Source organism: Pseudomonas shirazica, assembly GCF_015168335.1.
GTDB lineage: Bacteria > Pseudomonadota > Gammaproteobacteria > Pseudomonadales > Pseudomonadaceae > Aquipseudomonas > Aquipseudomonas asiatica.
Genome location: NZ_CP063456.1, coordinates 2133831 through 2157506 on the forward strand (window position 1 = coordinate 2133831; position 23676 = coordinate 2157506).

The following is a 23676-nucleotide window of genomic DNA, read 5'->3' on the forward strand; positions in this document are numbered from 1 at the left end:
ATCAATCTCCTGGACTGCGCAGACCCCTTGTAGGAGCGGCCTTGTGTCGCGATCGGGCCGCGGCCCCAGCGATATCCGCACCGCAGCCAAGATCCTGGGGCCGCTGCGCGCCCCATCGCGACACAAGGCCGCTCCTACAGGTACAGCGACAACCTCGAGAGCAATGCTGTACCTGTGGGAGCTGGCTTGCCGGCGATGAGGCCAGTACAGGCAGAACCCTGAGCTTTAGCGCAAGGTATTCTTGGTCAGCTCAACTTCGTTCATCAAGGCCTTGGCCAAGGCCGTGAGATAATCGGCGGCGCCCAGGAACTTGTGGTCGTCCTCCATATCGCCTTCGCGCAGCAGGTGCTTGATATAGCTCAGCAGGATCGACACTTGCTCGTAGGCATCATCAATAGGAATGCCGGGCTGGACCCGCAGCAGATTGATCGGCGGGTTGCCGACCTCGAGAAAGGTCTCGGCGCCGATGGTGAGGATAACCTTGGGTTCGTCTTTCATGTTTTCAGGGTTCCAGTTCTCTAATAAGGGAACTGCCACCAGAATCTTTCTCACGGATTGAAGGTGGCAGCCATACGTGGGGTGAGAAACCGAGGAGAATTGGTAAAGACTCGGCCAGGCAAAAGCCTGCCCACGTACGGCCACCATGACGGTGATACCAAATCTACCCGTCGGGTTCTCACACCCGGTCGCCGGAGCGACCCGAAAACGTTATCCGTGAGGTGTTTCCCCGACAACAGCGATAGTTCGGCAGCGCGCGTAGGATAATTCCCAAGCGGGTCGTTTCTGAAGTATTTGGTTTCATGTTCAGAAATGTCTTACAGGTGATGGCTTTGTTGGCTGTGGGGTGTAGGGCGAGAGGTTGGGGTCAGGGCTGCCATGTGTCCGGCACTGCATTTTCAGCGCCTGTGAGATCGAGCGCCGCCCGCGCGGCGCTTCGCAGCACAAGGCTGCTCCTACATCTGTTTCTGGCCAGTAACGCCTGTGCCAACGCGCGCGACCGCCTTGTTTGTCCGGCACGATATCGAAGTGGACGCCAAGGGGCCGCGCGCCTTTGCCTCAGGAATAATTGGCCCGAAACAGATGTAGGAGCAGCCTTGTGCTGCGAAGCGCCGCGCGGGCGGCGCTCGATCTCCCAGGCACTGAAAACCTCGTGACGAACACCCGCAACCCACCCCCCGTTTCGGGGAAAACCGCTGGGGAATCCTCCCCAATCTGTTTCGTTTGCCGCTGCAACCAACTGAAAATTAAAGCAATCCGCTCCTGGCATACACCTTGCTCCAGCTCCACGCAGAGATCTTGTGTCCCGGAGGTGCAGCATGTCCATGCCACTCAAAGGCCCCATCCTGTCATCACTCGTTCTGGCCTTGCTCGGCTGGGAGTCGACCAGCGAAGCCGCCGTGCAGTGCCAGCGCACCCTGGTCGCCAACGTTGTGGCGCTGGACCAGCCACTGATGTTCAACCGCCTTGGCGCGCAAAACGCCAACGGCATGATGTTCGCCCTGCGCGAGGATGTGGTGGACGACAAGATGGTCCCCCTCAGCAGCGGCGGGGCGGCGGTACCGGGCAAGGTCACCCTGCGCCCGGACAAGCGCCCGCGGCCCATCGTGCTGCGGGTGGCCGCCGGTGAATGCCTTACCGTCAACCTGACCAACCTGCTCGACTACAAGGCCAACCCCAACAAGGACGGCATCGAGGCCGAAGAGCCTGAGGGCGAAGAGGAGGGGCCGGAGCTCGAAAATGAAGCCGCCGAAGGCTTCGTCGCCGATGAACAGGTGGCCGAACGCATGGTCGGCTTCCAGGTCAACGGCATGCAGGCGGTCAACAGCATCGCCGACATTTCTGCCTACACCGGGCGTAATGGCAACTTCTTCGTCAGCCCCGGCAGCACCCGCAGCTATACCTTGTACGCCGAACGCGAAGGCGCTTTCGCCGCCACCAGCAAAGCCGCCACCTTCGGCGGCGAGGGCACTGCGGGCAATGTTGCCAACGGCCTGTTCGGCCAGGTAGTGGTAGTGCCCAAACTCGGCCGCGCCTACCGCAATACCCTCACCGAAGAAGAAATGCGCCTGGCCACCACCGGCCGTACCGCCACCGGCCAGCCGGTGATCGACTACGAAGCCCGCTACCCGCAAATGCAACCCTGGATCGCCGAAGGCAAGGCCGGCAAGCCGATCATTGCCATGGTCGACGGCAACCAGATCATCAACAGCGAAACCGATGCCATCGTCATGGGCCCCAACCCCGATGGCAGCTTCCCCAAATCCACCTACCCGCTGGAAAGCCTGGGCAAGCGCAACCCGGCGCTGCCCAACCGCCTGGAGGCGTTCCGTGACTTCGCCTCGCAGTTCGCCGACGAGGTCGCCGGCACCCAGGCGTTCCCTGGCTACTGGGCGGACCCGGTGATGGGCCACGTACTGGAACCCACCCGCGACTCGTTCATGATCAACTACGGTTCCGGTGGCATGGGCGCCGAAGTGGTGGCCAACCGCCTGGGCGTGGGGCCGATGCACGACTGCCTGTCGTGCGCCTATGAGGAGTTCTTCCTCAGTGCGCACACTGTCGGTGACGTCGGTACGCTGGTGGACGTGCCGGCCAACGTCGGCCTGGAGCACATCCGCCCTGGCGAGGTACCACCGGCCAGCGCAATCGGGGTCAAGGCCAGCATGGCCCTGTTCCCGGCGGAACCGGCCAACGTGCACCACAGCTACATCGGTGACTTCACCAAGTTCCGCAACACCCACAACGGCCATGAGCAGCACATCTTCCACCTGCACGGCCACCAGTGGCTGTTCAACCCCAATGACGACAATTCCGACTACATCGATGCCCAGGGCATCGGCGCGGGGGTCGGTTACACCTACGAAATCGCCAACGGCGGTTCGGGCAACCGCAACCGGGTGGCGGGCGATGCCATCTACCATTGCCACTTCTACCCGCACTTCGCCCAGGGCATGTGGGCCATGTGGCGGGTGCACGACGTGTTCGAGGAAGGCACCCGCCTCGAGGTAAGCGGGCAGGGCGAGAACGGCTTCCACAGCACCCCGTTCGCCCTGCGCAGCGGCAAGCCGGCGGTTGGCGCCCGGGCCCTGCCCGATGGCGAGATCGTTGCCGGCACGCCGATCCCGGCCATCGTGCCGCTGCCCGGCAAGGCCATGGCGCCGATGCCAGGCAAGGTGGTGGTGGTACCGAAGCTGTCCGAAGCGCTGGTTGCCGCCAATGATGACGACGACGAGCCCGAGGAAGAAGAGGATGAGGAGCCAGCCAACCAGGCGCCGGTTCGCAAGGCCATCGGCTCGCTGGCGCTGGTCGACCGCAGCGACGCCAACCGCAACGCCGACGGCACCTTGAAGAACCCTGGCTATCCGTTCTGGATCGGCGGCATGGAAAGCAGTGTGGGCAACCGCCCACCAACCCCGCCACTGGACATGCTCGACCCGGCCATGGCACGCCAGCTCAAGGAAAGCGGCAAGGCGCTGTGGGCCAACCTTGACCCGAACCAGGTCGATGGCTGGGATGGTGGCCTGGGGCGCCACGCGCTGGACGGCGTATCTGCCGGCGGCGAGGCCGAAACCACCACCACCAAGCTCGATTTCACCAAGGTGGTACACAAGGCCAAGCCGATCTACCTGCCGGAAGAGGGCACCGATGTCGAGCAGGCGGCCATGCAGTTCCATGCCCAGGCCGAACACCAAAGCTTTGCCCTGATCCCCGGCAGCCAGCCGGTGGCCAAGGCGTTCCGCACCAACGGCGCCTTGCCGACTGCCGGCGCGCCGTTCTACGAGCCATGCATGGATGACCGGGGCAAACGCCTGACCCAATCTTCCGGGGTAGGCGAGTACTTCAGCGGCGAAAGCCTTTCGGGCCTGAACTTCCGGGGCTCCTCGGCCTTCACCGCCGACCACCCACGCATCTACAAGGGCGCCAACATCCAGTTCGACGCGGTGTACAACAAGGTCGGCTACCACTTCCCGCAGGCCCGCATCATCGCCCTGTGGGAGGACGCCTGGCCGGTGATTACCAAGCAGCGCCCGCCAGAGCCACTGGTGATGCGCATGAACACCTTCGACTGCACCATGTACCAGCACACCAACCTGATCCCGAACATCTATGAGATGGACGACTACCAGGTGCGCACCCCGACCGACGTGATCGGCCAGCACATCCACCTGCCCAAGTGGGACCTGACCGCCGCCGACGGCTCGGCCAACGGCTGGAACTACGAAGACGGCATCCTCTCGCCCGGCAGCGTGGTCGAGCGGGTGCAGGCCATTCGTGCCTACAACGGCTGCACCCAGGGCGATAGCCGCGACGGCACCGCCGCCTGCCCGCAAGCCCGGCAGCACCCGTACTTCGGCCGCTTCGGCCGGGCCGACTGGCTGGGCGCACGCACGGCCATGCAGCGCTGGTTCGCCGACCCACTGGTGAACGTGTACAACGTCGACCGTGGCCTGGGCACCATCTTCACCCACGACCACCTCGGCCCATCGACCCACCAGCAGCTTGGGCTGTATGCCACCGTATTGGCCGAGCCGGCCAACTCCACCTGGTACCACGCCGAAACCGGCGAGAAGCTGTACAACCCGGCCACGCGCCAGGACGGTGGCCCGACCTCGTGGCAGGCGGTGATCCAGACCGGTGACCACGATGGCGACGGCAAGAACGACAGCTACCGCGAGTTCTTCCTGGAATACAGCGACTTCCAGCACGCCTACGAGGCCGGTGTGTACGTCGGCGCCGGGCCGGACGGCATCCCCAATGCCCAGTCGTACCCGGCCACCGCCGACAGCTTCCGCTACGCCATCAACCCGCCGGTGCGCGGCAAGGCGTCGAACCTGCTGGAGGCCATCGTCGAGGAACGCGGCGGCATCAACCCGGGCTGCCCAAGCCGGCCCTGCCCGCAGGCAATCTCGGTGGATGACCCGGGCATGTTCGTCGTCAACTACCGCAACGAGCCCCTGGCCCTGCGTGTGTACGACCCGAACAAGGTCGGCCCGGACGGCAAGCGTGGCATGCAGGCCGACGGCCTGGCCGGCGACCTCAGCTATGCCTTGCAAACCCGTACCGACCGGGCGATTCCGGCCATGAACCTGGCTCCGTCGGCGATTACTTCGGCCGTGGGCCCCACCGGCGGCACCACGCTGTTCCCGCCGCACATCAACGCGGCCGGCAGCGAACCGGGCGACCCGTTTACCCCGATGCTGCGCACCTACTCCGGTGACAACGTACGCCTGCGCATGCACGCCGGTGGCCATGAAGAGGAGCACAACGTCACCTTGCATGGCGTGAAGTGGCTGCAGAACGGCACCGGCTACGGCAACAGCTCCAACTCGGGCTGGAAGTCATCGCAGATGATCGGTATTTCCGAGCAATTGGGCTTCATGGCGCCGGTGTCGATGATCTCCAGTTCGGCGGCCACCAACGGTGACTACCTGTATTCCCTGGATGCGGCCCTGGAGGGCTACTGGAACGGCATCTGGGGCATCATGCGCAACTACACCGCGCAGCGTGCCGACCTGTTCCCGCTGCCCAACAACCCGCAGCCGGTGGCCATGCGCAACACCGTCAACTTCGACGGCATCTGCCCGAAAACCACGGCCAACCCCAATGGCATCGGCAGCCGTCCCACGGTCAAGCGCAGCTACGAAATCGTCGCGGCACTGGCCAACGACATTCTCGAGAACCGCAACGGCGTCAGCATCAATGACCCGGCCGGTGTCGGCCAGCATGTCGGCGGCCCGCTCAAGGCCAATGGCGGCACCCTGGTGTTCAACAGCCGCAAGACCACCATTCCGCTGGTCAGTGGGGTAGACCCCGAAGATGGGGAACCCTTCACCATCGGTGGCCACAGCGCGCCGCTGCACGACCCGACCGCGATCCTGTACGTGCGCAAGGCCGACCTGGACGCCACCACCGGCAAGCTCAAGGCGGGCGTGCCCGTGGAGCCACTGGTGCTGCGCGCCAATGCCGGCGAGTGCATCAGCATCACCCTGGAAAACCGCCTGCCGCTGGTGATGCCGGACCTGCCCAGCACTGCGGTGATGCACAACGTGGTCAAGCGTGACCGCTTCGACAGCGAGGGTGCCACCGCCTTTGCCAACAACCTGATGCGGCCGTCCAGCCACGTGGGCCTGCATGCCCAGCTGCTGGCCTACGACATCACCAAGTCCGATGGCGCCAACGTCGGCCTCAACCCGGTGCAGACCGTAGCCCCGCGTGCCGGCACCAGTGGCGCCTGGCCGACCCGTACCTACCAGTACTATGCCGGCCACCTGGAGCGTGAAGGCAAGCCGGTGTCGCAGCTGGGCCGCACGGTGGACAACATCAACACCACGGCCATCGAGTTCGGCGGCCTCAACCTGACCCCGTCGGACTTCATCAAGCAGCCGCAGAAAGGCCTGGTGGGTGCCATGAGCATCCTGCCACAGACCGCCACCTGGACCGAGGACACCGCAACACGGGCCCAGGCCACGGTCAAGGTCACCGGCCAGCCCGACTACCGCGACTTCGTCACGGTCTGGCAGCGTGCGCTGAACATGCGCTGGGCCGACGGCCGCCCGGTGGAGGGCATCAATACCGAAGGCAACGGCGCCGCCGGCGACCCGCAGGACAACGGCAACATGGCGGTCAACTACAAGACCGAACCCCTGTGGCTGCGCTTCGGCATGGCCCCCGACTCCCCCTTCGGCCGCGCCGGTGGCCTGGGCTTTGGCGATGTGCCCAATGCCCACATGGCCTACGCCAACGCCCTGGTCGGTGGCGACCCGCAAACCCCGGTGCTGTACGCCAAGCCCGGCCAGCCGGTGCGCAACCATATCGTGATGCCCAGTGGTGGCAGCCGCGGCATGGTCTACCAGCTGGATGGCCACTTGTGGCCGCTGCACAACTACCAGGCCGAGAAGAACGACGTGGACGGCTACCCGCTGAGCCTGCCTGGCATCGGCTCGGTGCGCTTCGGCTACAACCCGATGGCCATGTACATCGGTGCCCAGGAAAGCGTGCTGCCGGCTGCGCACTTCAGCTTCATGCTGCCCAGTGCCGGCGGCGCCAACGCGGTGGCGGGTGACTACCTGTTCCGCGACTACGCCGCCTACGGCAACCTCTCGGGGCTGTGGGGGATCTTGCGGGTGACCAATGAAGCGCCGCCGGCAACGGCACCGGCGCAGTGACGGTAAATGGGGGCGCGAAAATGAACAAGAAGACCCGCCTTGCATGCATGGGGGTAGCACTGGGGGCAGCGCTGATCGGTCTGGGCGTGGCCTATGAAAGCCTGTGGTGCGATCCGCGCGAGTATTTGCAGGGCTCTGCCGACCCGCAGGCCCCGCACCGGCTCAGCCGCGACGGTGTGACCGTGGAGTTCGAGGCCCGGCCGCTGGCGGGGGATCAGCTGCAGGAGGGCAGCTTCGCCAACATCCGTTTCAAGGTCAGCGACCAGGCCAGTGGCCAACCGCTGTCGGGCATGGCCCCGGGGGCGTGGCTCGACCCGACGCAGTCGGCCCCGGAGGGCGACCGCGACCAGAGCTGCAAGGCCCGTGTCGCGCTGTTCCTCAAAAGCAGCATTGGCGCGCGGCCTTTGCTCGACCTGAACAGTTACTTCCTGTTGATGATGAACAAGGACGCCAGCCTGACGGTGATCGACCCGACCGTATCGGTGGGCGGCGTGACCAGCACCATGGCCCGCATCGACCTGCCTGGGCGGCCCATGGACTGGGTAGCCACCGCTGACGACAGGCAGGTGTTCGTGTCCATTCCCGAGCGCGGCAAGGTCTCGGTGATCGACACCGAGACCTTCACCCGCGTGGCCGACCTGGACGCTGGCGACCAACCGCTGCGCGTGGCCCTGCAACCGGACCAGCACCGGCTTTGGGTAGGCAACAACAGCAGCGACCCGGCCAAGGGCGGGGTAACGGTGATAGACGTACCGGGGCGCAACACCCTGAAAACCTTCAACACCGGCGGCGGCCACCACGAAATCGCCTTCAGTGGTGACTCCCGCTACGCCTATGTCAGCAACCGCGACAGCGGCACCCTGAGCGTGATCGACATCCCGGAAATGCGCCTGGCCAAGACCATCAAGGTTGGCCCGCACCCGCTGTCGGTCAGCTATTCGGCGTTGTCCCAGGCGGTGTACGTGGTCGATGGCGAGGAGGGCAGCGTGCGCGTGTTTGATGCCCGCAACCACCAGCTACGCCACACGGTCCAGGCCGAGCAGGGCCTGGGGCCAATGCGTTTCAGCAGCGATGGCCGCTATGGCATCGTGCTCAACACCCTGGAGAACCAGGCCCTGGTGATCGACGCCAGTACCGACAAGCTGATCCACCGGATCCCGGTGGCGGCCGAACCGTATCAGCTGACTTTCACCAAGGGCTATGCCTACGTGCGCGGCCTGGCTTCACCGAAGGTGAGCATGATCAACCTGGCCAGCCTGGGCGAAGGGCGTTCGCCGATCATCCAGGGCTTCGAGGCCGGCCCGGCGGCGCCACGCCAGGCTGGCGACCTGCCGCTGGCTCAGGGGCTGTCGGTGTCGCGCGATGACAATTCGGTGTTCGTGGTCAACCCGGTGGACAACACCACCTACTTCTACGCCGAAGGCATGAACGCACCGATGTCCGGCTACAACAACCGTGGCCACCAGGCCCGTGCCGCCATCGTCGTCGACCGCAGCCTGCGCGAACTGGCGCCGGGCGTGTATGGCTCGACGGTGAAGATGCCCGCCGCTGGCAAGTTCGACGTGGCCTTTTTGCTCAACCAGCCGCAGATCATCCACTGCTTCAGCACCGATGTGGTCGCAGCGCCGAATGCCGGCAAGCGCAAGGGTGCGCATGCCGAGTTCATCGGCCTGGACCGGCCGTTGTCGCAGCACAGCGCTGTGACCGCACGGGTGCGCATCGTCGGCGACGACGGCCTGCCGCGCCTGGGCCTGAGCGACCTGAGCCTGCGCTACTTCCTGGCGCCTTCGTCGATGCCACGCAACCTGCAGCTGGAGGAGGTGGGCGAGGGCATCTATCAGGCAGCGCTGAGCCTGCCCGAAGCTGGTGCCTGGTACCTGCACGTGCAGTCGCCGTCGCTGGGGCGCAAGTTCGCCGAAGAAAACTACACCAGCCTGCGCGTGCTGCCGGCCGCAACGTCCACCGTTTCCGATAATGACGTGAGGAATCTGCGATGAACGCCAAGCATGCTTGCACATTGTTGGCCCTGAGCCTGGCTTTTGCCGGCAACCTGGCCCTGGCCCATGGCGGCCACGACCACAACGGCCACGCCGAACAGCCGCCGGCGGCGCGCCAGGAAAAGGCCAGTGTGCGCTTTGCCGATGTCTCGCTGCTGAACCAGGACGGCATGCCGGTACGCCTGGAAAAAGACCTGGTTGGCGACCACCTGGTGGTCATGGGCTTTATCTACACCAGCTGCACCACGGTGTGCCCGGTGGTGTCGTCGATCATGGGCAAGGTCCAGCAGCAACTGGGTGGCCGGGTAGGGCAAGACATTCACCTGGTATCGATCAGCGTCGACCCGCAACGTGACGACGCCAAGCGCCTGCAGGATTACGCCAAGGCTTTCCAGAAGGGGCCGGGCTGGAGCTGGCTGACCGGCACGCCATATGCCATCAGCGAAACCCTCAAGGGCCTGGGCAGCTTCAGCGCCGACCTCAGCCAGCACCCGCCACTGATCCTGGTGGGGGACGGGCGCACCGGCCACTGGACGCGCTACTACGGCTTCACCGACCCGGCAGTGCTGATCGACGAAATCAACCGCCTCGGCGCCCGCCGGGTGCATGCCAAGAGCACGGCGATTGCCGACCATCACGAGGTGCAACCATGAGCCTGGTAAGCTCCCGCCGCGCAGGCATGCGCGGTTTTGACTGGCTGATGCTGGGTGGCTGCCTGTGGATCCTCGCCTCGGTGGCGTTCGCCCATGAAGGCCATGCCCCGCAGGCGCCAGCACCGCAGCCGGCACCGCAGGCGATGACCAGTGGCGGCGGTACCCGCGATGCCCAGGCCTGGTTCACCGACACTGTGCTCAAGGACCAGAATGGCCGCGAGCTGCGCTTCTACAGCGATGTGCTCAAGGACAAGGTGGTGATGCTCAACGTGATCTTCACCCATTGCACCGACGCCTGCCCGCTGATTACCCGCAAGTTGCGCGAAGTGCGCGAGACCATGGGGCCGCAGCTGGCCAGCCAGGTGACCTTCGTGTCGATCAGCAGCGACCCGCTCAATGACACCCCCGAAGTGCTCAAGGCGTTTGCCGGGAAGCAGGGCGTGGATGGGCCCAACTGGTTGTTCCTGACCGGTGACAAGGCCAATGTCGATTTGGTGCTCGGCCGCATCGGCCAGTTCCTGCCCAGCCCCGAGCAGCATTCGACACAGCTGATTGCCGGCGATGTGGCCGGCAAGCGCTGGAGCAAGATCCGCCCGGATGCACCGCCGGCGGCGATTGCCCAGCGCATGCAGCTGCTGGCACTGCCTTTGGCAGGGCGGTGAGTATCATGCGCAGTACTTCGCCAATGCCCACGCCAAATTTGGCGCGAATCCCGGCGCGAATCCCTGTAGGAGCGGCCTTGTGTCGCGATCGGGCGCGCAGCGGCCGTAAAACCGGCATACCCGGAGTACCTGATGAAACACATTCGCCGGTCCTGCGGCCGCTGCGCGCCCGATCGCGACACAAGGCCGCTCCTACAGGGATTCGCGTCCGTATTGAAGCAGTGCTGCGCTATCTGGCATTCGCATTAGGCATTGCCATGTGCAGCGGTGCACTCGCCCTGGACCTGACCGAACATGAACAAGCCGGCAAACACCTCTACCGCCAGGGCGTCTCCAGCAGCAACGCACAGCTGCAAGCCCGTGTCGGCGCCAGCGACATGACTGTCCCCGCCAGCGTGCTGCCCTGCGCCAGCTGCCACGGCAACGATGGCCGCGGCCGTGCCGAAGGGGGCGTACGCCCGCCCAGCCTCGACTGGCAGCGCCTGGCGCAAGGCCAGGGCGAACGCGAGGTCAACGGCCGCCGCTATCCGGCCTACACCGACAGCAGCCTGGCCCGGGCGATTCGGCACGGCGTCGACCCGGCAGGCAATCGCCTGGACCCGGCCATGCCGCGCTTCGAACTCACCTTGGCCGACCAGCGCAACCTCACGGCCTACCTCAAGCGCCTGGCCCAGGAGCGCGACCCCGGCGTGGAGGAGGGCGTGCTGCGCCTGGGGACCTTGCTGCCGGCATCCGGCCCGCTGACCGAGGCCGGGCAGGTGGTGCGTGCGGTGCTGGAAGACGGCCTGACGCAACTCAACCAGCAGGGTGGCATCCACGGGCGACGCCTGGAGCTGGTGGTGCTCGACCCGGGATCCGACCCGGCCAGCGCCGAACGGGCGCTGAAGCAGTTGCTGGAGCAGGAGCAGGTGTTCGCCCTGATCGCGCCATTGGCACCCATGCTCGACCAGCGCCTGGCAACCTTGCTGGCGCCCCACAATGTACCGCTGATCGGCAGTACCCCACGCAGCGGCGGCAGCCCACAGATTTTCGACCCGTTGCCCGGCTTGCCCGCGCAATTGCTGAGCCTGGCCGGCCACGCCCGCGCGGCACTGGGGCTGGCTGCCAACGACCTGCGTGTGGTGTATGCCGGCAATGAACAAGCGGCGTTGGCCGAACAGGTGCGCGAACGCCTTCAGCAGCAGGGCTGGTCACCACCTGCGGCCCAGGCCTTTGCTGGCCAGGCCGTGGACGGGCAGGGCATTGTCTTCCTCGGCCGTGCCCAGGCCTTTGCCGAACTGGCTTCGGCGCTGCAGTCAGCCGGCCGCCAGCCATACCTGTTTGCCGCCTCCAGCCAGGTGACCGGCGCCGTGGCGCGCTTGCCCGAGTTTTGGTCGCAACGGGTGTTCCTGGCTTATCCCTACGTGCCTGGGGACTGGACCGAACAGGGCCAGGCGATTCTGGCCGGCCTGCAGCAGCGTCAGGGCCTCGACCCTCGCCAGGCGTCGTTGCAGGTCAACACCCTGTGCGCGCTGCGCCTGCTGAGTGAAGCGTTGAAGCAGACAGGCCGCGACACCAGCCGCGAGCAGCTGATTGCCGCGCTGGAAGGCCTGCATGATGTGTCCACCGGCCTGACCCCGGCCCTGGGCTTCGGCCCCGGTCGCCGCCAGGGCATGGCCGGTGCCCATGTGGTGGCGGTGGCCCTGCCCGGGCCGCGCTTCACCGCGGTCACCCCATACCGGCCACTGCCGGACAGCCCTTGAGCGGAGGTTGCCATGCGCGTTCTGTTGTTGTGCCTGTTGCAGGTGTTGGCCAAGGCAAGCTGGGCCGATATGCCGGCGGCGCGGGTCAATGGTGTGGAGATCGAAACGATGCGCCTGGAGCGCTATTTCAGCGAATACCTGGATGCCCAGGGCCGCGCGGTGGCCAGCATCCGCAACCCGAACCTGTACCAGCGCCTGCGCGACCAGGCACTGAATGAACTGATCGACAAGGAGTTGTTGTGGCAGGAGGCCCAGCGCCGCGGCATAGCCATCAGCGACGAGCAGGTGTCGGCGCATGTGGGCGAGGTCGAGGCCGCGCTTGGCAGCCCGGCAATCTTTGAACGGCGGCTGGCGGAAGCGGGCTTCGATAGGGCACAGTACAATGAGTACACCCGGCGCGAGCTGGCCGCGCAGCAGGTGTATGCCCAGCTCAGCGCTGTCGCCGCGCCCAGCCAGGCCGAAGTGGAGGCATTCTACGATGCCAGCCTGGAAACCCTGCAAGGAGTGCAGAAACAAAATGACGAACCTTCGGTCATACGCGAACAGGGACTGGTTCAAGCCAGGGCCACGCTCATCGGGCAGCGGGAGGCGCAGGCGCGCCAGTCCGTGCGCCAACGTTTGCGTGCGTCCGCTATCGTGGAGATTGCCGACTGAGGTGACTGATGGCGTTTCCCCAATCATGGGGAATAACGATCTGGCAGTGTGCCATCAGTTTCCCCGCATGTGGGGAACCAGGCCGGTGCGCCTGCCCGCTGCGTTACGGATGTTGATCGGTACCCCCTGGCGAATCAATGACTTACAGTGGTGCAGCATGATTTTTCACGCCTGGCACGAAGCCTGCTCAAGCCTGTACAGGGGCGCACTTCGCAGACCGGCTTACCGGGCAGTTCTTGGGAGTCGACCTTGGTGAACAGAGTATTGGTAGTCGATGACGAACAGACTCTTGCGCAGAACCTGCAAGCGTACCTGCAGGCGCAAGGCCTGGAAGTTCATGTTGCCCACGACGGTGCCAGTGGTATCGAGCAGGCTGCAAGCCTGGCACCGCAAGTGATCGTGCTGGATTACCGCTTGCCCGACATGGAGGGTTTTCAGGTTCTGGAGACCGTACGCAGGAACAGGCAGTGCCACTTCGTTCTGATTACCGCCCACCCCACCGTCGAGGTGCGTGAGCGGGCCGCCGAACTGGGTGTGAGCCATGTCCTGTTCAAGCCGTTCCCGTTGGTGGAACTGGCCCGTGCAGTCTTCGACCTGATGGGCATCGAGCGCCGGCGCAGGGCCACGGACAACCCGGCTGAAGGGTTTGTCGAACGACGCCAGAACAGGAACGAATCGTTCCCCCTGCAGTTGTACGATGGAAGCTGGGTATTGGCCGACCGCCGCCGCAACGGCGCCAAGCCCCCGGGGCCCGACGACGATCAACTGCTCACAGGGGAATAGCGGCGCCCGCACCCCTGGCCGAGCCAGCCTGCGACGCGCCCCTGAGCGGAGTCGCAGGCCATGCCAGAAGCATTCGATGCAACCGTTACGGCCTTATCGCCGGCAAGCCAGCTCCCACAGGATTCGCGTTGCCTTCAGGATTGCGCTGTGCCTGTGGGAGCGGGCATGCCCGCGAAGAATCCAGCACCATTCTCAGCCTACCCCCGCGACCTGCTGGCCCAGGCCCGCCTGCAAACCAGCGACGAACGCCTGCTCACCCGCCTGGAACAGCTGGCCTGCGACACCCCCGACACCTTCACCCAGCGCCTGGGCCTGACCCTGCATTACCCGGTGCTGGACAGCCACACCCTGCTGGCCAGCACCCCACGCTTCGACAAGGTCAGCCTGGCGATGTGCCTGAAGCGTGAATTCGTCCTGATCGAGCAGGGCGGCCAACTGCTGGGCGTGTTCGCCGACCCCTTCGACCACGCCCGCCTGGCCTGGATCGACGATGTGCTGCAAGGCGCACCGCTGTACCTGGCCCATGCCGCCGACCTTGCCACCTTCCTGGCCCGCCACGAAGAAAGCTTCCACGCCGTGGACGCCCTTGACCACGACGCCGAAACCAGCAGCGAAAGCGACCCGCTGCAGCGCCTGTCGCTGGCCAGCATCAGCGAAGACCAGAGCCGCGTGGTCAAGCTGGTCAACTCCACGCTGTACGACGCCCTCAAGCTGCACGCCAGCGACATCCACCTGGGCATGACCGGCCAGGGCCTGACCATAAAGTACCGCATCGACGGCGTGCTCAACGGCGCCGGCAAGGCCAGCGGCAGCGCCTTCGCCGACCAGGTGATCTCGCGCATCAAGGTGATGGCCGAGCTGGACATTGGCGAAAAGCGCGTGCCCCAGGACGGCCGTTTCAAGGTTGCCGTGGGCGACCGGCAGATCGACTTCCGGGTATCGATCATGCCCAGCATCTTCGGCGAAGACGCCGTGCTGCGGGTGCTCGACAAGCAGGACCTGTCCGACCGGGTCAGCGGCGTGCAGCTGCAGGCCCTGGGCTTTGCCGAGGAAACCCTGCGCGCCCTGCGCCGCCTGGCCGCCGAACCCTACGGCATGATCCTGGTCACCGGCCCCACCGGCAGCGGCAAGACCACCACCCTGTACGCCATGATCAGCGAGATCAACCACGGCGTGGACAAGATCATCACCATCGAGGACCCGGTCGAATACCAGCTGCCTGGCGTGTTGCAGATCCCGGTCAACGAGAAGAAGGGCCTGACGTTCGCCCGCGGCCTGCGCTCGATCCTGCGCCACGACCCGGACAAGATCCTGGTCGGTGAAATCCGCGATCCGGACACCGCGCAAATCGCAGTGCAGTCGGCGCTCACCGGCCACCTGGTGTTCACCACCATCCACGCCAACAACGTGTTCGATGTGATCGGCCGTTTCAGCCAGATGCAGGTCGACCCCTACAGCTTCGTCTCCGCGCTCAATGCGGTGCTGGCCCAGCGCCTGATCCGCCTGGCCTGCCCGCACTGCGCGACGCCGTGCGAAGTCGACGACGACACCCTGTACGGCGCGGGCCTGACCCGCGAGGGCGTGGCCGGCTGGAAATTCGTCCGCGCCCAGGGCTGCGGCCAGTGCCGTGGCAGTGGCTACCGCGGCCGCAGCGCCATCGCCGAACTGCTGCACCTGGACGACGACCTGCGGCAGATGATCGTCGAGCGTCGCCCTCTGTCGCAAATCAAGAACCTCGCCTGCCAGCGTGGCCTGCGCCTGCTGCGGGCCTCGGCCCTGGACCTGGTCCGGGATGGCCGTACCACACTCGAGGAGATCAACCGTGTCACATTCATTTGATCGTGGCGCTTACAGATACAGTGCCGTACTCGGTGCCGAAGGTGTGGGCCTGGGTAGCTGGCACGCCAATCACCACCAATGGCTGGGCAGCCGCGACTTTACCTGCGATGCCGCCCAGCCGGCCTGGGAGGCCGCCGTCGACGCCCTGGCCACGCTGCTGGCCGAGCATGCCGTGCGCGGTGCCCAGTTGCGGGTACTGCTGTCGGCCCGGTACAGCCGCTTCTGCCTGGTGCCCTGGAGTGATGCCATCAGCCACCCGCGCGAGCTGGACGCCTACGCCCGGGCCTGTTTCGAAAACCTCTACGGGCAGCCGCTGGACGACTGGCGCATCGTGCTGTCGCCCGAGCCGGCCGGTGCCGCGCGCATCGCCACGGCGTTGCCCGAAGCCCTGCTGCAGCGGCTGCAGGCGCTGGGCCGGGAAAGCCACCTGAGCCTGCGCTCGGTACAGCCGTACCTGATGGCCGCCTACAACCGCTGCTCGGCGCAGCTGGGGCAGGGCGACTTCCTGTTCGTCCTGGCCGAACCGCGCCGCAGCGTGCTGCTGCTGGCTGCCGGCGGGGCCTGGCAGCAAGTGCTGACGCAAGGCTGTGCCGACAGTGACCTGGCCCTGCAAGCACTGATCGAGCGTACCTGCGAGCTGTACGGCGAGCACCTGCCACGGGTCTACCTGCATGCCCCGGGCCGGGGTGACGTGCCGCAACTGGCGGCGGTGCAGCTGTGCCAGCCAGCCAGCGATGCCGACCCACTGTGCGCCATGTGGCGGGCGGTGGCCTGACATGCGCCGCCTCGACCTGGAATTCCAGCCCCGGCGCAACGGCCCGTTGGCCTGGTCGCTGCTGGCCGTGGCGAGCGCCACCGTTGCCGGCCTGGTGCTGCTGCAACAAAGCTTGCAGGCCGAGCAGGTCGAACGGGAGGCCAGCGTGCACAGCCTGGAGCAGCAACTGGGCCGTCGCCCGGCCACTGTCGCGCCGCTGAGCAGCGCCGCCAGCCGCGAACAGGCCGAGCGCCTGGCGCAGATGCAAAGCGTCTCGCAGCAACTGCAACGGCCTTGGCAGCAGCTGTTCGCCATGCTCGAAGCGCAGCCCCAGGACGACGTGGCGCTGCTAAGCCTGGCCCCCGACGCGCGCAAAGGCCAACTGCGCATCACCGCCGAGGCGCGCAACCTGGAAGCGATGCTGCAGTACCACCAGCGCCTGGAGGCCAGTGCCGAGCTCAGCGATGTGTCGTTGCTTAACCACGAAGTGCTGGCCGCGCAGCCCGAACACCCGGTGCGCTTCACCCTCACCGCTACCTGGGAGACTGGCCATGGGCGCCCGTGAATCGCTGAACAGCCTGATCCTCCAGGAGCGCCTGCGTCGCGTCGGCCCGGTCGGCCTGGCTGCGGTTGCGGTGGGCCTGCTGGCCGTGGGCGTGCTGTGCGCCGGGGTGTTGCCGCAATGGCAGAACCTGCGCGAGCTGCGCGCCACCGAAGCGGACGCCAGCGTGCAGGTCGAGCGGGTCAGGCGTGGCGAGCTGAAGATTGCCATCAAACCCGAGCAGCAGGCCCTCGACAGCCTGCGCCAGCAACTGCCGGGGCAGCCCCGGGCCAGTGAGCTGATCGAGCGCCTGTACCACCTGGCCAGCGCCGAGCATATCAGCCTGGCGCGTGGCGAATATGCCCTGGGCATCGACCCCAAGACGCAACTGGCGCGCTACCAGATCGTGCTGCCGGTACGCGGCAGCTACCCGCAGATTCGCGGTTTCCTCAAGGGCCTGCTCAAGCAGTTGCCGACCCTGGTGCTGGAAGACCTGGAGCTGCAACGCAAACGCATTGGCGACAGCGAGCTCAACGCCCGCCTGCGCATGACCCTTTACCTGTCGAGGTCATGATGAACACACAACGTGCTGTCATCTGGGTTGGCTTCCTCGGCGTGAGTGCGGCGCTGGCCTGGGCGCCGGGTCATTGGTTCGGCGAGGAAGACAGTGTTGCCCCCTTCGCGGGCGCGCCCGCTCCCACAAAATCGGCGGTATCCACGGTCCCTGTGGGAGCGGGTTTACCCGCGAAAGGGCCGGAACAAGCCTCCAGGGATCTCTTCCCAACCCAGCAATGGACCAAACCCAAGGCTCTGGCCACTGTCACCGAACAACCCGTGGTCACCGCACCCGCCGTAGTCGCAGCCCCGACTGCACCGGCCCTGCCATTCCAGTTCATTGGCCGCATCGGCGACCGCGACGACCTGCAGATCTTCCTGCAGAGCGGCGAAAAACTCTACGTCGTGCGCCAAGGCGACGTGATCGAAGACACCTACCGCCTCGAGCGGGTATCGGCCAGCGAGCTGCATCTGGTCTACCTGCCTTTGCATCAGTCGCAGACTTTGTCTGTAGGGAGCGCACCATGAAGTCGTCAAAGCTGTGCAAACCGGCTCCGTTCCTGCTAGTGGCGCTGTGCGTGGCCATTGCCGGCTGCGGCTCCAGTGCGGTACGCAAGGACAGCGAACAGCTGATGAAGGAGGGCCAGTACGAAGCCGGCATCGCCAGCCTGGAAGAAGCCCTGCGCGAGGACCCGCGTGACACCGAGCTGAACATCGCCCTGGCCCACAGCCGCCAGGCCGCGGTCGAGGCGCTGCTGACCCAGGCCGACGCCGACCGCATCCGCCACGACTTCGCCAGCGCCCGCATGGGCTATGGCCGGGTGCTGACCCTGGAGCCGAACAACCGCCGCGCCCAGGAAGGCATCCGCCAGCTGGAGCTGATCCGCACCCTCGACGAGCGCGTGGCGCTGGGCCAGGCGGCGCTGCGCCAGGGCGACCTGTTCGGTGCCGAGCGCTACATGCGCGAAGTGCTGCGCCTGGACCCGCAGAACCAGAAGGGCATTGCCCTGCGCAGCGACATCGAGAACGTGCAGGCGCGCACCGCGCAACCGTTCCCGCAACTGCGCAGCAAGCTGGAGCGGCCGGTGACCCTGGAGTTTCGCGATGCCAACCTGAAGACCATCTTCGAGGTGCTGTCCCAGGTCGCCGGCATCAACTTCATCTTCGACAAGGACATGCGCCCGGACATGAAGGCCACCATCTTCGTGCGCGAGTTGCGCATCGAGGACGCCGTGGCGCTGCTGCTGGAACAGAACCAGCTGCGGCAGAAGATCGTCAACGAGAACACCCTGATGATCTACCCCGACTCGCCGCAGAAGACCAAGGACTACCAGGAACTGGTCATGCGCACCTTCTACCTGACCAGCATCGACTCCAACACCGCGCTGAACATGGTCAAGACCATGCTCAAGACCCGCGACGTGTTCGTCGATGAGCGCCTCAACACCCTGACCATGCGCGACACCCCCGATGCCGTGCGCATGGCCGAAAAGCTGCTGCAGTCGCAGGACCAGTCCAACCCCGAGGTGGTGCTGGAAGTGGAGGTGATGGAAGTGGCCACTTCGCGCATCCTCGACCTCGGCCTGCAATGGCCCAACACCTTCGGCGTGCTGAGCTCCGACGGCCAGCCGGTAAGCGTGCTCGACCAGCTCAAGGGCATCGACTCCAGCCGCATCAGCATCGCGCCGGCACCGCAGGCCAAGATCAACGCGCAGGACAAGGACATCAACACCCTGGCCAGCCCGGTGATCCGCGTCAGCAACCGCGAGCAGGCGCGCATCCACATCGGCCAGCGGGTACCGATCATCAGCGCCACCTCGGTGCCGTCCACCCAGGGCCCGGTGATCACCGAAAGCGTCACCTACCTGGACGTGGGCCTGAAGCTTGAGGTGCAGCCCACCGTGCACCTGAACAACGAAGTGGCGATCAAGGTAGCCCTGGAGGTGAGTAACGCCACCCCGCTGGAAGCCACCCGCCAGGGCACCATTCCGGTCCAGGTCGACACCCGCAACGCCCAGACCACCCTGCGCCTGCACGATGGCGAAACCCAGGTGCTGGCCGGCCTGGTGCGCAACGATCACAACGCCAGCGGCAACAAGATCCCGGGCCTTGGCGACATCCCTGGCCTGGGCCGGCTGTTCGGCAGCAACAAGGACGACATGAGCAAGTCGGAGCTGGTGCTGGCGATCACCCCGCGCATCGTGCGCAACCTGCCGTACCAGAGCCCGTCGGACATGGAGTTCGCCACCGGCACCGAGTCGGCCATGCAGGTGCGGCAGATGGCGCCGTTGCCGCCGGCGGATGTGCCTGGCAATGCCCCGGCCACCGATGCCCCGGTGGTGGAAAGCCAGATGGCGATCGCCCCACCCAAAGGGAGCCCGCGGCCATGATCGCGCAGCGCCGCATGCAGGGCTTCAGCCTGATCGAGGTGGTGCTGACCCTGGCACTGCTCGGGCTGCTTGCCAGCATTGCCGCGCCGCTGACCGAAACCGTGGTGCGCCGCGGCAAGGAACAGCAGCTGCGCGAGGCGCTGTACCAGATTCGCGACGCCATCGACGCCTACAAGCGCGCGTTCGATGCCGGCTACATCGAGAAGCGCCTGGACGCCAGTGGCTACCCGCCGAACCTGCAGGTGCTGGTCGACGGCGTGCGCGATGTGCGCAGCGCCAAGGGCGCCAAGTTCTACTTCCTGCGGCGCATCCCGCACGACCCGCTGGTGGCGGCCAAGGGTGAGGACGAAGGCGGGTGGGGGCTGCGCGCCTATGACAGCAGCCCCGACAACCCGCGCGAAGGCGAAGACGTGTTCGACGTGTATTCCAAGGCCCGCGGCAAAGGCCTGAACAACATCCCCTACGGGCAATGGTGACAGCGATGAAACGCAGCCGGGGCTTCACCCTGATCGAACTGCTGGTGGTGCTGGCGATCATCGCCACGTTGATGACCATTGCCATGCCGCGCTACTTCAACAGCCTGGAAAGCTCCCGCGAAGCCACCCTGCGCCAGAGCCTGGCGGTGCTGCGCGAGGCGCTGGACCACTACTACGGCGACACCGGCCACTACCCGGACTCGCTGGAGCAATTGGTGGAACAGCGTTACCTGCGCAACACCCCGATAGACCCGATCACCGAGCGCAGCGATGCCTGGCAGCTGGTGCCACCGCCCGAAGGCGTGGCTGGCGGCGTGGCCGATATCAAGAGTGGTGCCACAGGGAGGGCGCGCGATGGCAGCCTGTTCGCGGAATGGTAAGGCCGACGCCGGCTTCACCTACCTGGGCGTGCTGCTGCTGATCGCGGTCAGCAGCGTGGCCCTGGCCGCCACCGGCACGCTCTGGGCCAGTGCTGCCCAGCGTGACCGCGAACGCCAGCTGTTGTGGGTAGGCAGCCAGTATGCCCAGGCCCTGCGCAGCTACTACCGCGCCTCGCCGGGGCTGGCCCAGTATCCGCAGGAACTGGCCGACCTGCTGCAGGACAACCGCTTCCCGCAGGCCAGGCGGCACATTCGCCGGTTGTACCCCGACCCCATCACCAACAGCGACGATTGGGGCCTGCTGCGCTCGATCGATGGCCGGATCACCGGCGTGCACAGCCGCTCGGACGCCACCCCGTTCAAGCGCAGTGGCTTCAGCGCCGAATGGAGCGGTTTCGACGGGCTGGAACATTACAGCGACTGGCAGTTCGTCGCCGAACAGGCCTTTACCGAAAGTGCCGGTGGCGTGCAGACCCATGCCGGCCCGGGAGACACGCCATGAGCCGCCTGGCCGCGTTGTGCCTGGGCCTGCTGCTGGTGGCAGTGCTGGCCACCTCGGCCAGGGCCGGGGACGAGGACGAGATGCAAGGCTTCATCGTCGACAACACCATCTCGCACATCGGCCACGACTTTTACTACTACTTCGCCGACCGCCTGCGCGCCACCAGCCGGCTTGATTTCAACCTGGTGGTGCGCGAACGCCCGGATGCCCGCTGGGGCAGCCTGGTCACCGTGGAGTTCGAGCGTGAGGTGGTGTACCGCCGCTTCCTGCCGCCGAACACCACCGAGCTCAAGGACGAGGCCGTTGCAGCAGCCGACCTGGTCAAGCAGCAAATCATCCAACGCAAGTTGCAACGCCTGCTGCAGGACACCACCGATCTGGAGAGGGACGAGCTATGAAGCACCACATACCCCGTTGCATCGCCGCCTGCCTGTTGGCCAGCGCGTGTGCCGCCCAGGCCACCGAGCTGGTGTACACCCCGGTCAACCCGGCCTTTGGCGGCAACCCGCTCAATGGCACCTGGTTGCTGAACAATGCGCAGGCGCAGAACGACTACGACGACCCCGACCTCAAGGACCGTTCCTCGGCCTTTGCCGGCACCACGGCCCTGGAGCGCTTCAGCAACCAGCTGGAGTCGCGGATGTTGTCGCAGTTGCTGGACAACATCAGTAACGGCAACACCGGCAGCATGGCGACCGATGCGTTTCTCATCGACGTCATCGACGATTCCGGGGCCCTGAGCATCAAGGTCACCGATCGCGCCACAGGAGAAATTTCGATCATTGAGGTCAGCGGCCTGAACCCTTGAGGGGGCAAGGCTATTTGTTTGGGGAGAGAACACCATGAAACGTTTGCTGAGCACGCTGCTGATCCTCACCGCCCTGGGTCTGCACGGTTGTGGCCTGCGCGAACCGATGCCCGCCGAACAGGATTCGGAAACCCCGACCCTGACCCCCCGTGCCTCGACCTACTACGACCTGATCAACATGCCACGGCCCAAGGGTCGGTTGATGGCGGTGGTGTACGGCTTCCGCGACCAGACCGGGCAGTACAAGCCGACCCCGGCCAGCTCGTTCTCCACCAGCGTCACCCAAGGCGCGGCAAGCATGCTGATGGACGCCCTGAACGCCAGCGGCTGGTTCGTGGTGCTGGAGCGTGAAGGCCTGCAGAACCTGCTGACCGAGCGCAAGATCATCCGTGCTTCGCAGAAAAAGCCCGACGTGCCGGAAAACATCATGGGCGAGCTGCCACCGCTGCAGGCCGCCAACCTGATGCTGGAGGGCGGGATCATCGCCTACGACACCAACGTGCGCAGCGGCGGCGAAGGTGCCCGCTACCTGGGGATAGACATCTCCCGCGAGTACCGCGTCGACCAGGTGACCGTGAACCTGCGCGCGGTGGACGTGCGCACCGGGCAGGTCCTGGCCAATGTGATGACCAGCAAGACCATCTATTCGGTTGGGCGCAGTGCGGGGGTGTTCAAGTTCATCGAGTTCAAGAAGCTGCTCGAGGCCGAGGTGGGGTACACCACCAATGAACCGGCGCAGCTGTGCGTGCTGTCGGCGATCGAGGCGGCGGTGGGGCACTTGCTGGCGCAGGGGATTGAACGGCGGCTGTGGCAGGTGGCGGGGGATGCGGGGGAGGGGCAGGCTACGGTGGACAAGTATTTGAGCCAGAATCAGCAGCCGTGATTGGCTACGGGGGCCTCTTCGCGGGTGAACCCGCTCCCACAGGTACAGCGTCAACTCGAAGCCCGCGCCGTCCCTGTGGGAGCGGGCGCGCCCGCGAAGCAGACGACGCGGTGGATGGCACCGGCTTTGCCGGTGTTCGCGGGCATGCCCGCTCCCACAGGTATCGCGTGATCTCAAGCGCGACGCCGTCCCTGTGGAGGCGGCAACGGAAGTGTTACTGCACATTCCCTTCGCTTGAAACGCTTCCCCGACACCGGTAGTCTTTGCCCGCTGCTGTAAGTCCAGCAGCCGGGTTTGGTAGCCCGCGATCAATCAAGGCGCACAAGCGCCCGCTCTGCGATACAGTTGGCGCTTTTTTGTGCCCGGCTGTTTCGTTTTATGGCGGCTGTGCGTAGGGCGCCTCCGTGCGCGCCGGTTTCCTTGATTCCCGGTCTACCAACCTGCGTACAGCCGTCACCATCTCGTTTGGTAGCGATTTGTGGCGGCTCCAGTGAATCAAGGAGCGACACAATGACAAAAGGCTTACCCGATCCTCCCGTACGCGCCACCACGGCGTCCTCCAGTTTCTCCACGTGCGAATGCAGCCATCCGCCGTTGTTTGCCGTGCGTTCGGGGGTGGACTACGAAGATGCGCTGGTGCATCTGTCCACGCTGCTCAAAGGCGCGTTTGCGACCAATCTCAAGGCACTGGAGCTGGGCCAAGGGGACCTGTCGTGATCTGTTGTTGAGCAACGACCATGGGCTGGATTCGGCCAAGGCGGTGGTGGAGGCGTTGCTGGATGGGGTGGAGAGACAGCAACTGGTTGGGCGGAAGACGGTACCGGGTGTCTGACGGGCGCTTGGGCTTTGTTGGACTCTAGCGGTAGCCGTGATTGACCTCGAGGGCCTCTT

Annotated in this window: 20 protein-coding genes and 1 pseudogene; 20 read left to right on the forward strand and 1 reads right to left on the reverse strand. The window is 65.7% G+C overall.

Annotation, left to right across the window (positions count from 1 at the left end; genetic code table 11):
* Window positions 1-225: 225 nt before the first annotated feature.
* Window positions 226-498 (reverse strand): DUF3077 domain-containing protein, encoded by a 273-nt coding sequence (locus tag IMX18_RS09810; RefSeq protein ID WP_015270601.1) that lies wholly within the window; start codon window positions 496-498, stop codon window positions 226-228.
* Between the two features lie 818 nt (window positions 499-1316).
* On the opposite strand from IMX18_RS09810, the gene mnxG reads away from it, so the two are divergent.
* The 20 genes and pseudogenes from mnxG (at window position 1317) to IMX18_RS28270 (ending at window position 23617) form a co-directional block, all read left to right on the forward strand.
* Window positions 1317-7166, forward strand: a complete 5850-nt coding sequence (gene mnxG / locus IMX18_RS09815) for a manganese-oxidizing multicopper oxidase MnxG (RefSeq protein WP_100413564.1) — start codon at window positions 1317-1319, stop codon at window positions 7164-7166.
* Between the two features lie 20 nt (window positions 7167-7186).
* Window positions 7187-9163, forward strand: coding sequence for a YncE family protein (locus IMX18_RS09820; RefSeq protein ID WP_015270599.1), 1977 nt, complete (start codon window positions 7187-7189; stop codon window positions 9161-9163).
* Window positions 9160-9816 carry an SCO family protein gene (locus tag IMX18_RS09825; protein WP_015270598.1) on the forward strand — a complete coding sequence of 219 codons (657 nt, stop codon included), beginning with the start codon at window positions 9160-9162 and terminating at the stop codon, window positions 9814-9816. Before IMX18_RS09820 ends, IMX18_RS09825 begins: the two co-directional genes overlap by 4 nt.
* On the forward strand, window positions 9813-10478 hold the full coding sequence (locus IMX18_RS09830; protein WP_015270597.1) for an SCO family protein: 666 nt from the start codon (window positions 9813-9815) through the stop codon (window positions 10476-10478). Before IMX18_RS09825 ends, IMX18_RS09830 begins: the two co-directional genes overlap by 4 nt.
* Window positions 10479-10735: 257 nt before the next feature.
* Complete coding sequence (locus IMX18_RS09835; RefSeq protein WP_224765912.1) at window positions 10736-12220, forward strand: cytochrome c/ABC transporter substrate-binding protein; 1485 nt, start codon at window positions 10736-10738, stop codon at window positions 12218-12220.
* Between the two features lie 12 nt (window positions 12221-12232).
* Window positions 12233-12874: a SurA N-terminal domain-containing protein gene (locus IMX18_RS09840; protein WP_013972866.1), complete on the forward strand. Its 642-nt coding sequence runs from the start codon at window positions 12233-12235 to the stop codon at window positions 12872-12874.
* A 249-nt stretch (window positions 12875-13123) separates the two neighbouring features.
* Entirely contained in the window at window positions 13124-13657 is a 534-nt protein-coding gene (locus IMX18_RS09845) for a response regulator (protein ID WP_031325917.1), read from the forward strand.
* Between the two features lie 165 nt (window positions 13658-13822).
* Window positions 13823-15496, forward strand: a complete 1674-nt coding sequence (locus IMX18_RS09850; RefSeq protein WP_015270595.1) for a GspE/PulE family protein — start codon at window positions 13823-13825, stop codon at window positions 15494-15496.
* On the forward strand, window positions 15450-16271 hold the full coding sequence (locus tag IMX18_RS09855) for a hypothetical protein (RefSeq protein WP_233467751.1): 822 nt from the start codon (window positions 15450-15452) through the stop codon (window positions 16269-16271). Before IMX18_RS09850 ends, IMX18_RS09855 begins: the two co-directional genes overlap by 47 nt.
* Window position 16272: 1 nt before the next feature.
* Window positions 16273-16815, forward strand: coding sequence for a PilN domain-containing protein (locus IMX18_RS09860; RefSeq protein ID WP_054572753.1), 543 nt, complete (start codon window positions 16273-16275; stop codon window positions 16813-16815).
* A complete protein-coding gene (locus IMX18_RS09865) occupies window positions 16802-17365 on the forward strand; it encodes a GspMb/PilO family protein (protein WP_054572752.1) in 564 nt (187 codons plus the stop codon). The genes IMX18_RS09860 and IMX18_RS09865 overlap by 14 nt, the downstream gene beginning before the upstream one ends.
* Complete coding sequence (locus tag IMX18_RS09870; protein WP_043936184.1) at window positions 17365-17874, forward strand: hypothetical protein; 510 nt, start codon at window positions 17365-17367, stop codon at window positions 17872-17874. Before IMX18_RS09865 ends, IMX18_RS09870 begins: the two co-directional genes overlap by 1 nt.
* Window positions 17871-19736: a secretin N-terminal domain-containing protein gene (locus IMX18_RS09875; RefSeq protein WP_015270590.1), complete on the forward strand. Its 1866-nt coding sequence runs from the start codon at window positions 17871-17873 to the stop codon at window positions 19734-19736. Before IMX18_RS09870 ends, IMX18_RS09875 begins: the two co-directional genes overlap by 4 nt.
* Entirely contained in the window at window positions 19733-20212 is a 480-nt protein-coding gene (locus IMX18_RS09880) for a type II secretion system protein (RefSeq protein ID WP_217190116.1), read from the forward strand. Before IMX18_RS09875 ends, IMX18_RS09880 begins: the two co-directional genes overlap by 4 nt.
* A 5-nt stretch (window positions 20213-20217) precedes the next feature.
* Entirely contained in the window at window positions 20218-20592 is a 375-nt protein-coding gene (locus tag IMX18_RS09885; RefSeq protein WP_015270588.1) for a type II secretion system protein, read from the forward strand.
* Window positions 20567-21094, forward strand: a complete 528-nt coding sequence (locus tag IMX18_RS09890) for a type II secretion system protein (RefSeq protein ID WP_013972856.1) — start codon at window positions 20567-20569, stop codon at window positions 21092-21094. Before IMX18_RS09885 ends, IMX18_RS09890 begins: the two co-directional genes overlap by 26 nt.
* The gene (gene csgE / locus IMX18_RS09895; RefSeq protein ID WP_013972855.1) at window positions 21091-21492 is read left to right on the forward strand and encodes a curli production assembly/transport protein CsgE; all 402 of its coding nucleotides are present in this window, start codon (window positions 21091-21093) and stop codon (window positions 21490-21492) included. Before IMX18_RS09890 ends, csgE begins: the two co-directional genes overlap by 4 nt.
* Window positions 21489-21902 (forward strand): curli assembly protein CsgF, encoded by a 414-nt coding sequence (locus tag IMX18_RS09900; RefSeq protein ID WP_013972854.1) that lies wholly within the window; start codon window positions 21489-21491, stop codon window positions 21900-21902. Before csgE ends, IMX18_RS09900 begins: the two co-directional genes overlap by 4 nt.
* Before the next feature lie 34 nt (window positions 21903-21936).
* Entirely contained in the window at window positions 21937-22785 is an 849-nt protein-coding gene (locus IMX18_RS09905; protein WP_015270587.1) for a CsgG/HfaB family protein, read from the forward strand.
* Window positions 22786-23379: 594 nt separating this feature from the next.
* A pseudogene (locus IMX18_RS28270) lies at window positions 23380-23617 on the forward strand (hypothetical protein).
* Window positions 23618-23676: the final 59 nt, after the last annotated feature.

What these genes read in the sequence shown, in the direction of transcription:
- IMX18_RS09810 (WP_015270601.1), bottom strand. Translation starts at nt 498, where the DNA reads ATGAAAGACGAACCCAAGGTTATCCTCACCATCGGCGCCGAGACCTTT.
- mnxG (WP_100413564.1), top strand. Translation starts at nt 1,317, where the DNA reads ATGTCCATGCCACTCAAAGGCCCCATCCTGTCATCACTCGTTCTGGCC.
- IMX18_RS09820 (WP_015270599.1), top strand. Translation starts at nt 7,187, where the DNA reads ATGAACAAGAAGACCCGCCTTGCATGCATGGGGGTAGCACTGGGGGCA.
- IMX18_RS09825 (WP_015270598.1), top strand. Translation starts at nt 9,160, where the DNA reads ATGAACGCCAAGCATGCTTGCACATTGTTGGCCCTGAGCCTGGCTTTT.
- IMX18_RS09830 (WP_015270597.1), top strand. Translation starts at nt 9,813, where the DNA reads ATGAGCCTGGTAAGCTCCCGCCGCGCAGGCATGCGCGGTTTTGACTGG.
- IMX18_RS09835 (WP_224765912.1), top strand. Translation starts at nt 10,736, where the DNA reads ATGTGCAGCGGTGCACTCGCCCTGGACCTGACCGAACATGAACAAGCC.
- IMX18_RS09840 (WP_013972866.1), top strand. Translation starts at nt 12,233, where the DNA reads ATGCGCGTTCTGTTGTTGTGCCTGTTGCAGGTGTTGGCCAAGGCAAGC.
- IMX18_RS09850 (WP_015270595.1), top strand. Translation starts at nt 13,823, where the DNA reads ATGCCCGCGAAGAATCCAGCACCATTCTCAGCCTACCCCCGCGACCTG.
- IMX18_RS09855 (WP_233467751.1), top strand. Translation starts at nt 15,450, where the DNA reads ATGGCCGTACCACACTCGAGGAGATCAACCGTGTCACATTCATTTGAT.
- IMX18_RS09860 (WP_054572753.1), top strand. Translation starts at nt 16,273, where the DNA reads ATGCGCCGCCTCGACCTGGAATTCCAGCCCCGGCGCAACGGCCCGTTG.
- IMX18_RS09865 (WP_054572752.1), top strand. Translation starts at nt 16,802, where the DNA reads ATGGGCGCCCGTGAATCGCTGAACAGCCTGATCCTCCAGGAGCGCCTG.
- IMX18_RS09870 (WP_043936184.1), top strand. Translation starts at nt 17,365, where the DNA reads ATGAACACACAACGTGCTGTCATCTGGGTTGGCTTCCTCGGCGTGAGT.
- IMX18_RS09875 (WP_015270590.1), top strand. Translation starts at nt 17,871, where the DNA reads ATGAAGTCGTCAAAGCTGTGCAAACCGGCTCCGTTCCTGCTAGTGGCG.
- IMX18_RS09880 (WP_217190116.1), top strand. Translation starts at nt 19,733, where the DNA reads ATGATCGCGCAGCGCCGCATGCAGGGCTTCAGCCTGATCGAGGTGGTG.
- IMX18_RS09885 (WP_015270588.1), top strand. Translation starts at nt 20,218, where the DNA reads ATGAAACGCAGCCGGGGCTTCACCCTGATCGAACTGCTGGTGGTGCTG.
- IMX18_RS09890 (WP_013972856.1), top strand. Translation starts at nt 20,567, where the DNA reads ATGGCAGCCTGTTCGCGGAATGGTAAGGCCGACGCCGGCTTCACCTAC.
- csgE (WP_013972855.1), top strand. Translation starts at nt 21,091, where the DNA reads ATGAGCCGCCTGGCCGCGTTGTGCCTGGGCCTGCTGCTGGTGGCAGTG.
- IMX18_RS09900 (WP_013972854.1), top strand. Translation starts at nt 21,489, where the DNA reads ATGAAGCACCACATACCCCGTTGCATCGCCGCCTGCCTGTTGGCCAGC.
- IMX18_RS09905 (WP_015270587.1), top strand. Translation starts at nt 21,937, where the DNA reads ATGAAACGTTTGCTGAGCACGCTGCTGATCCTCACCGCCCTGGGTCTG.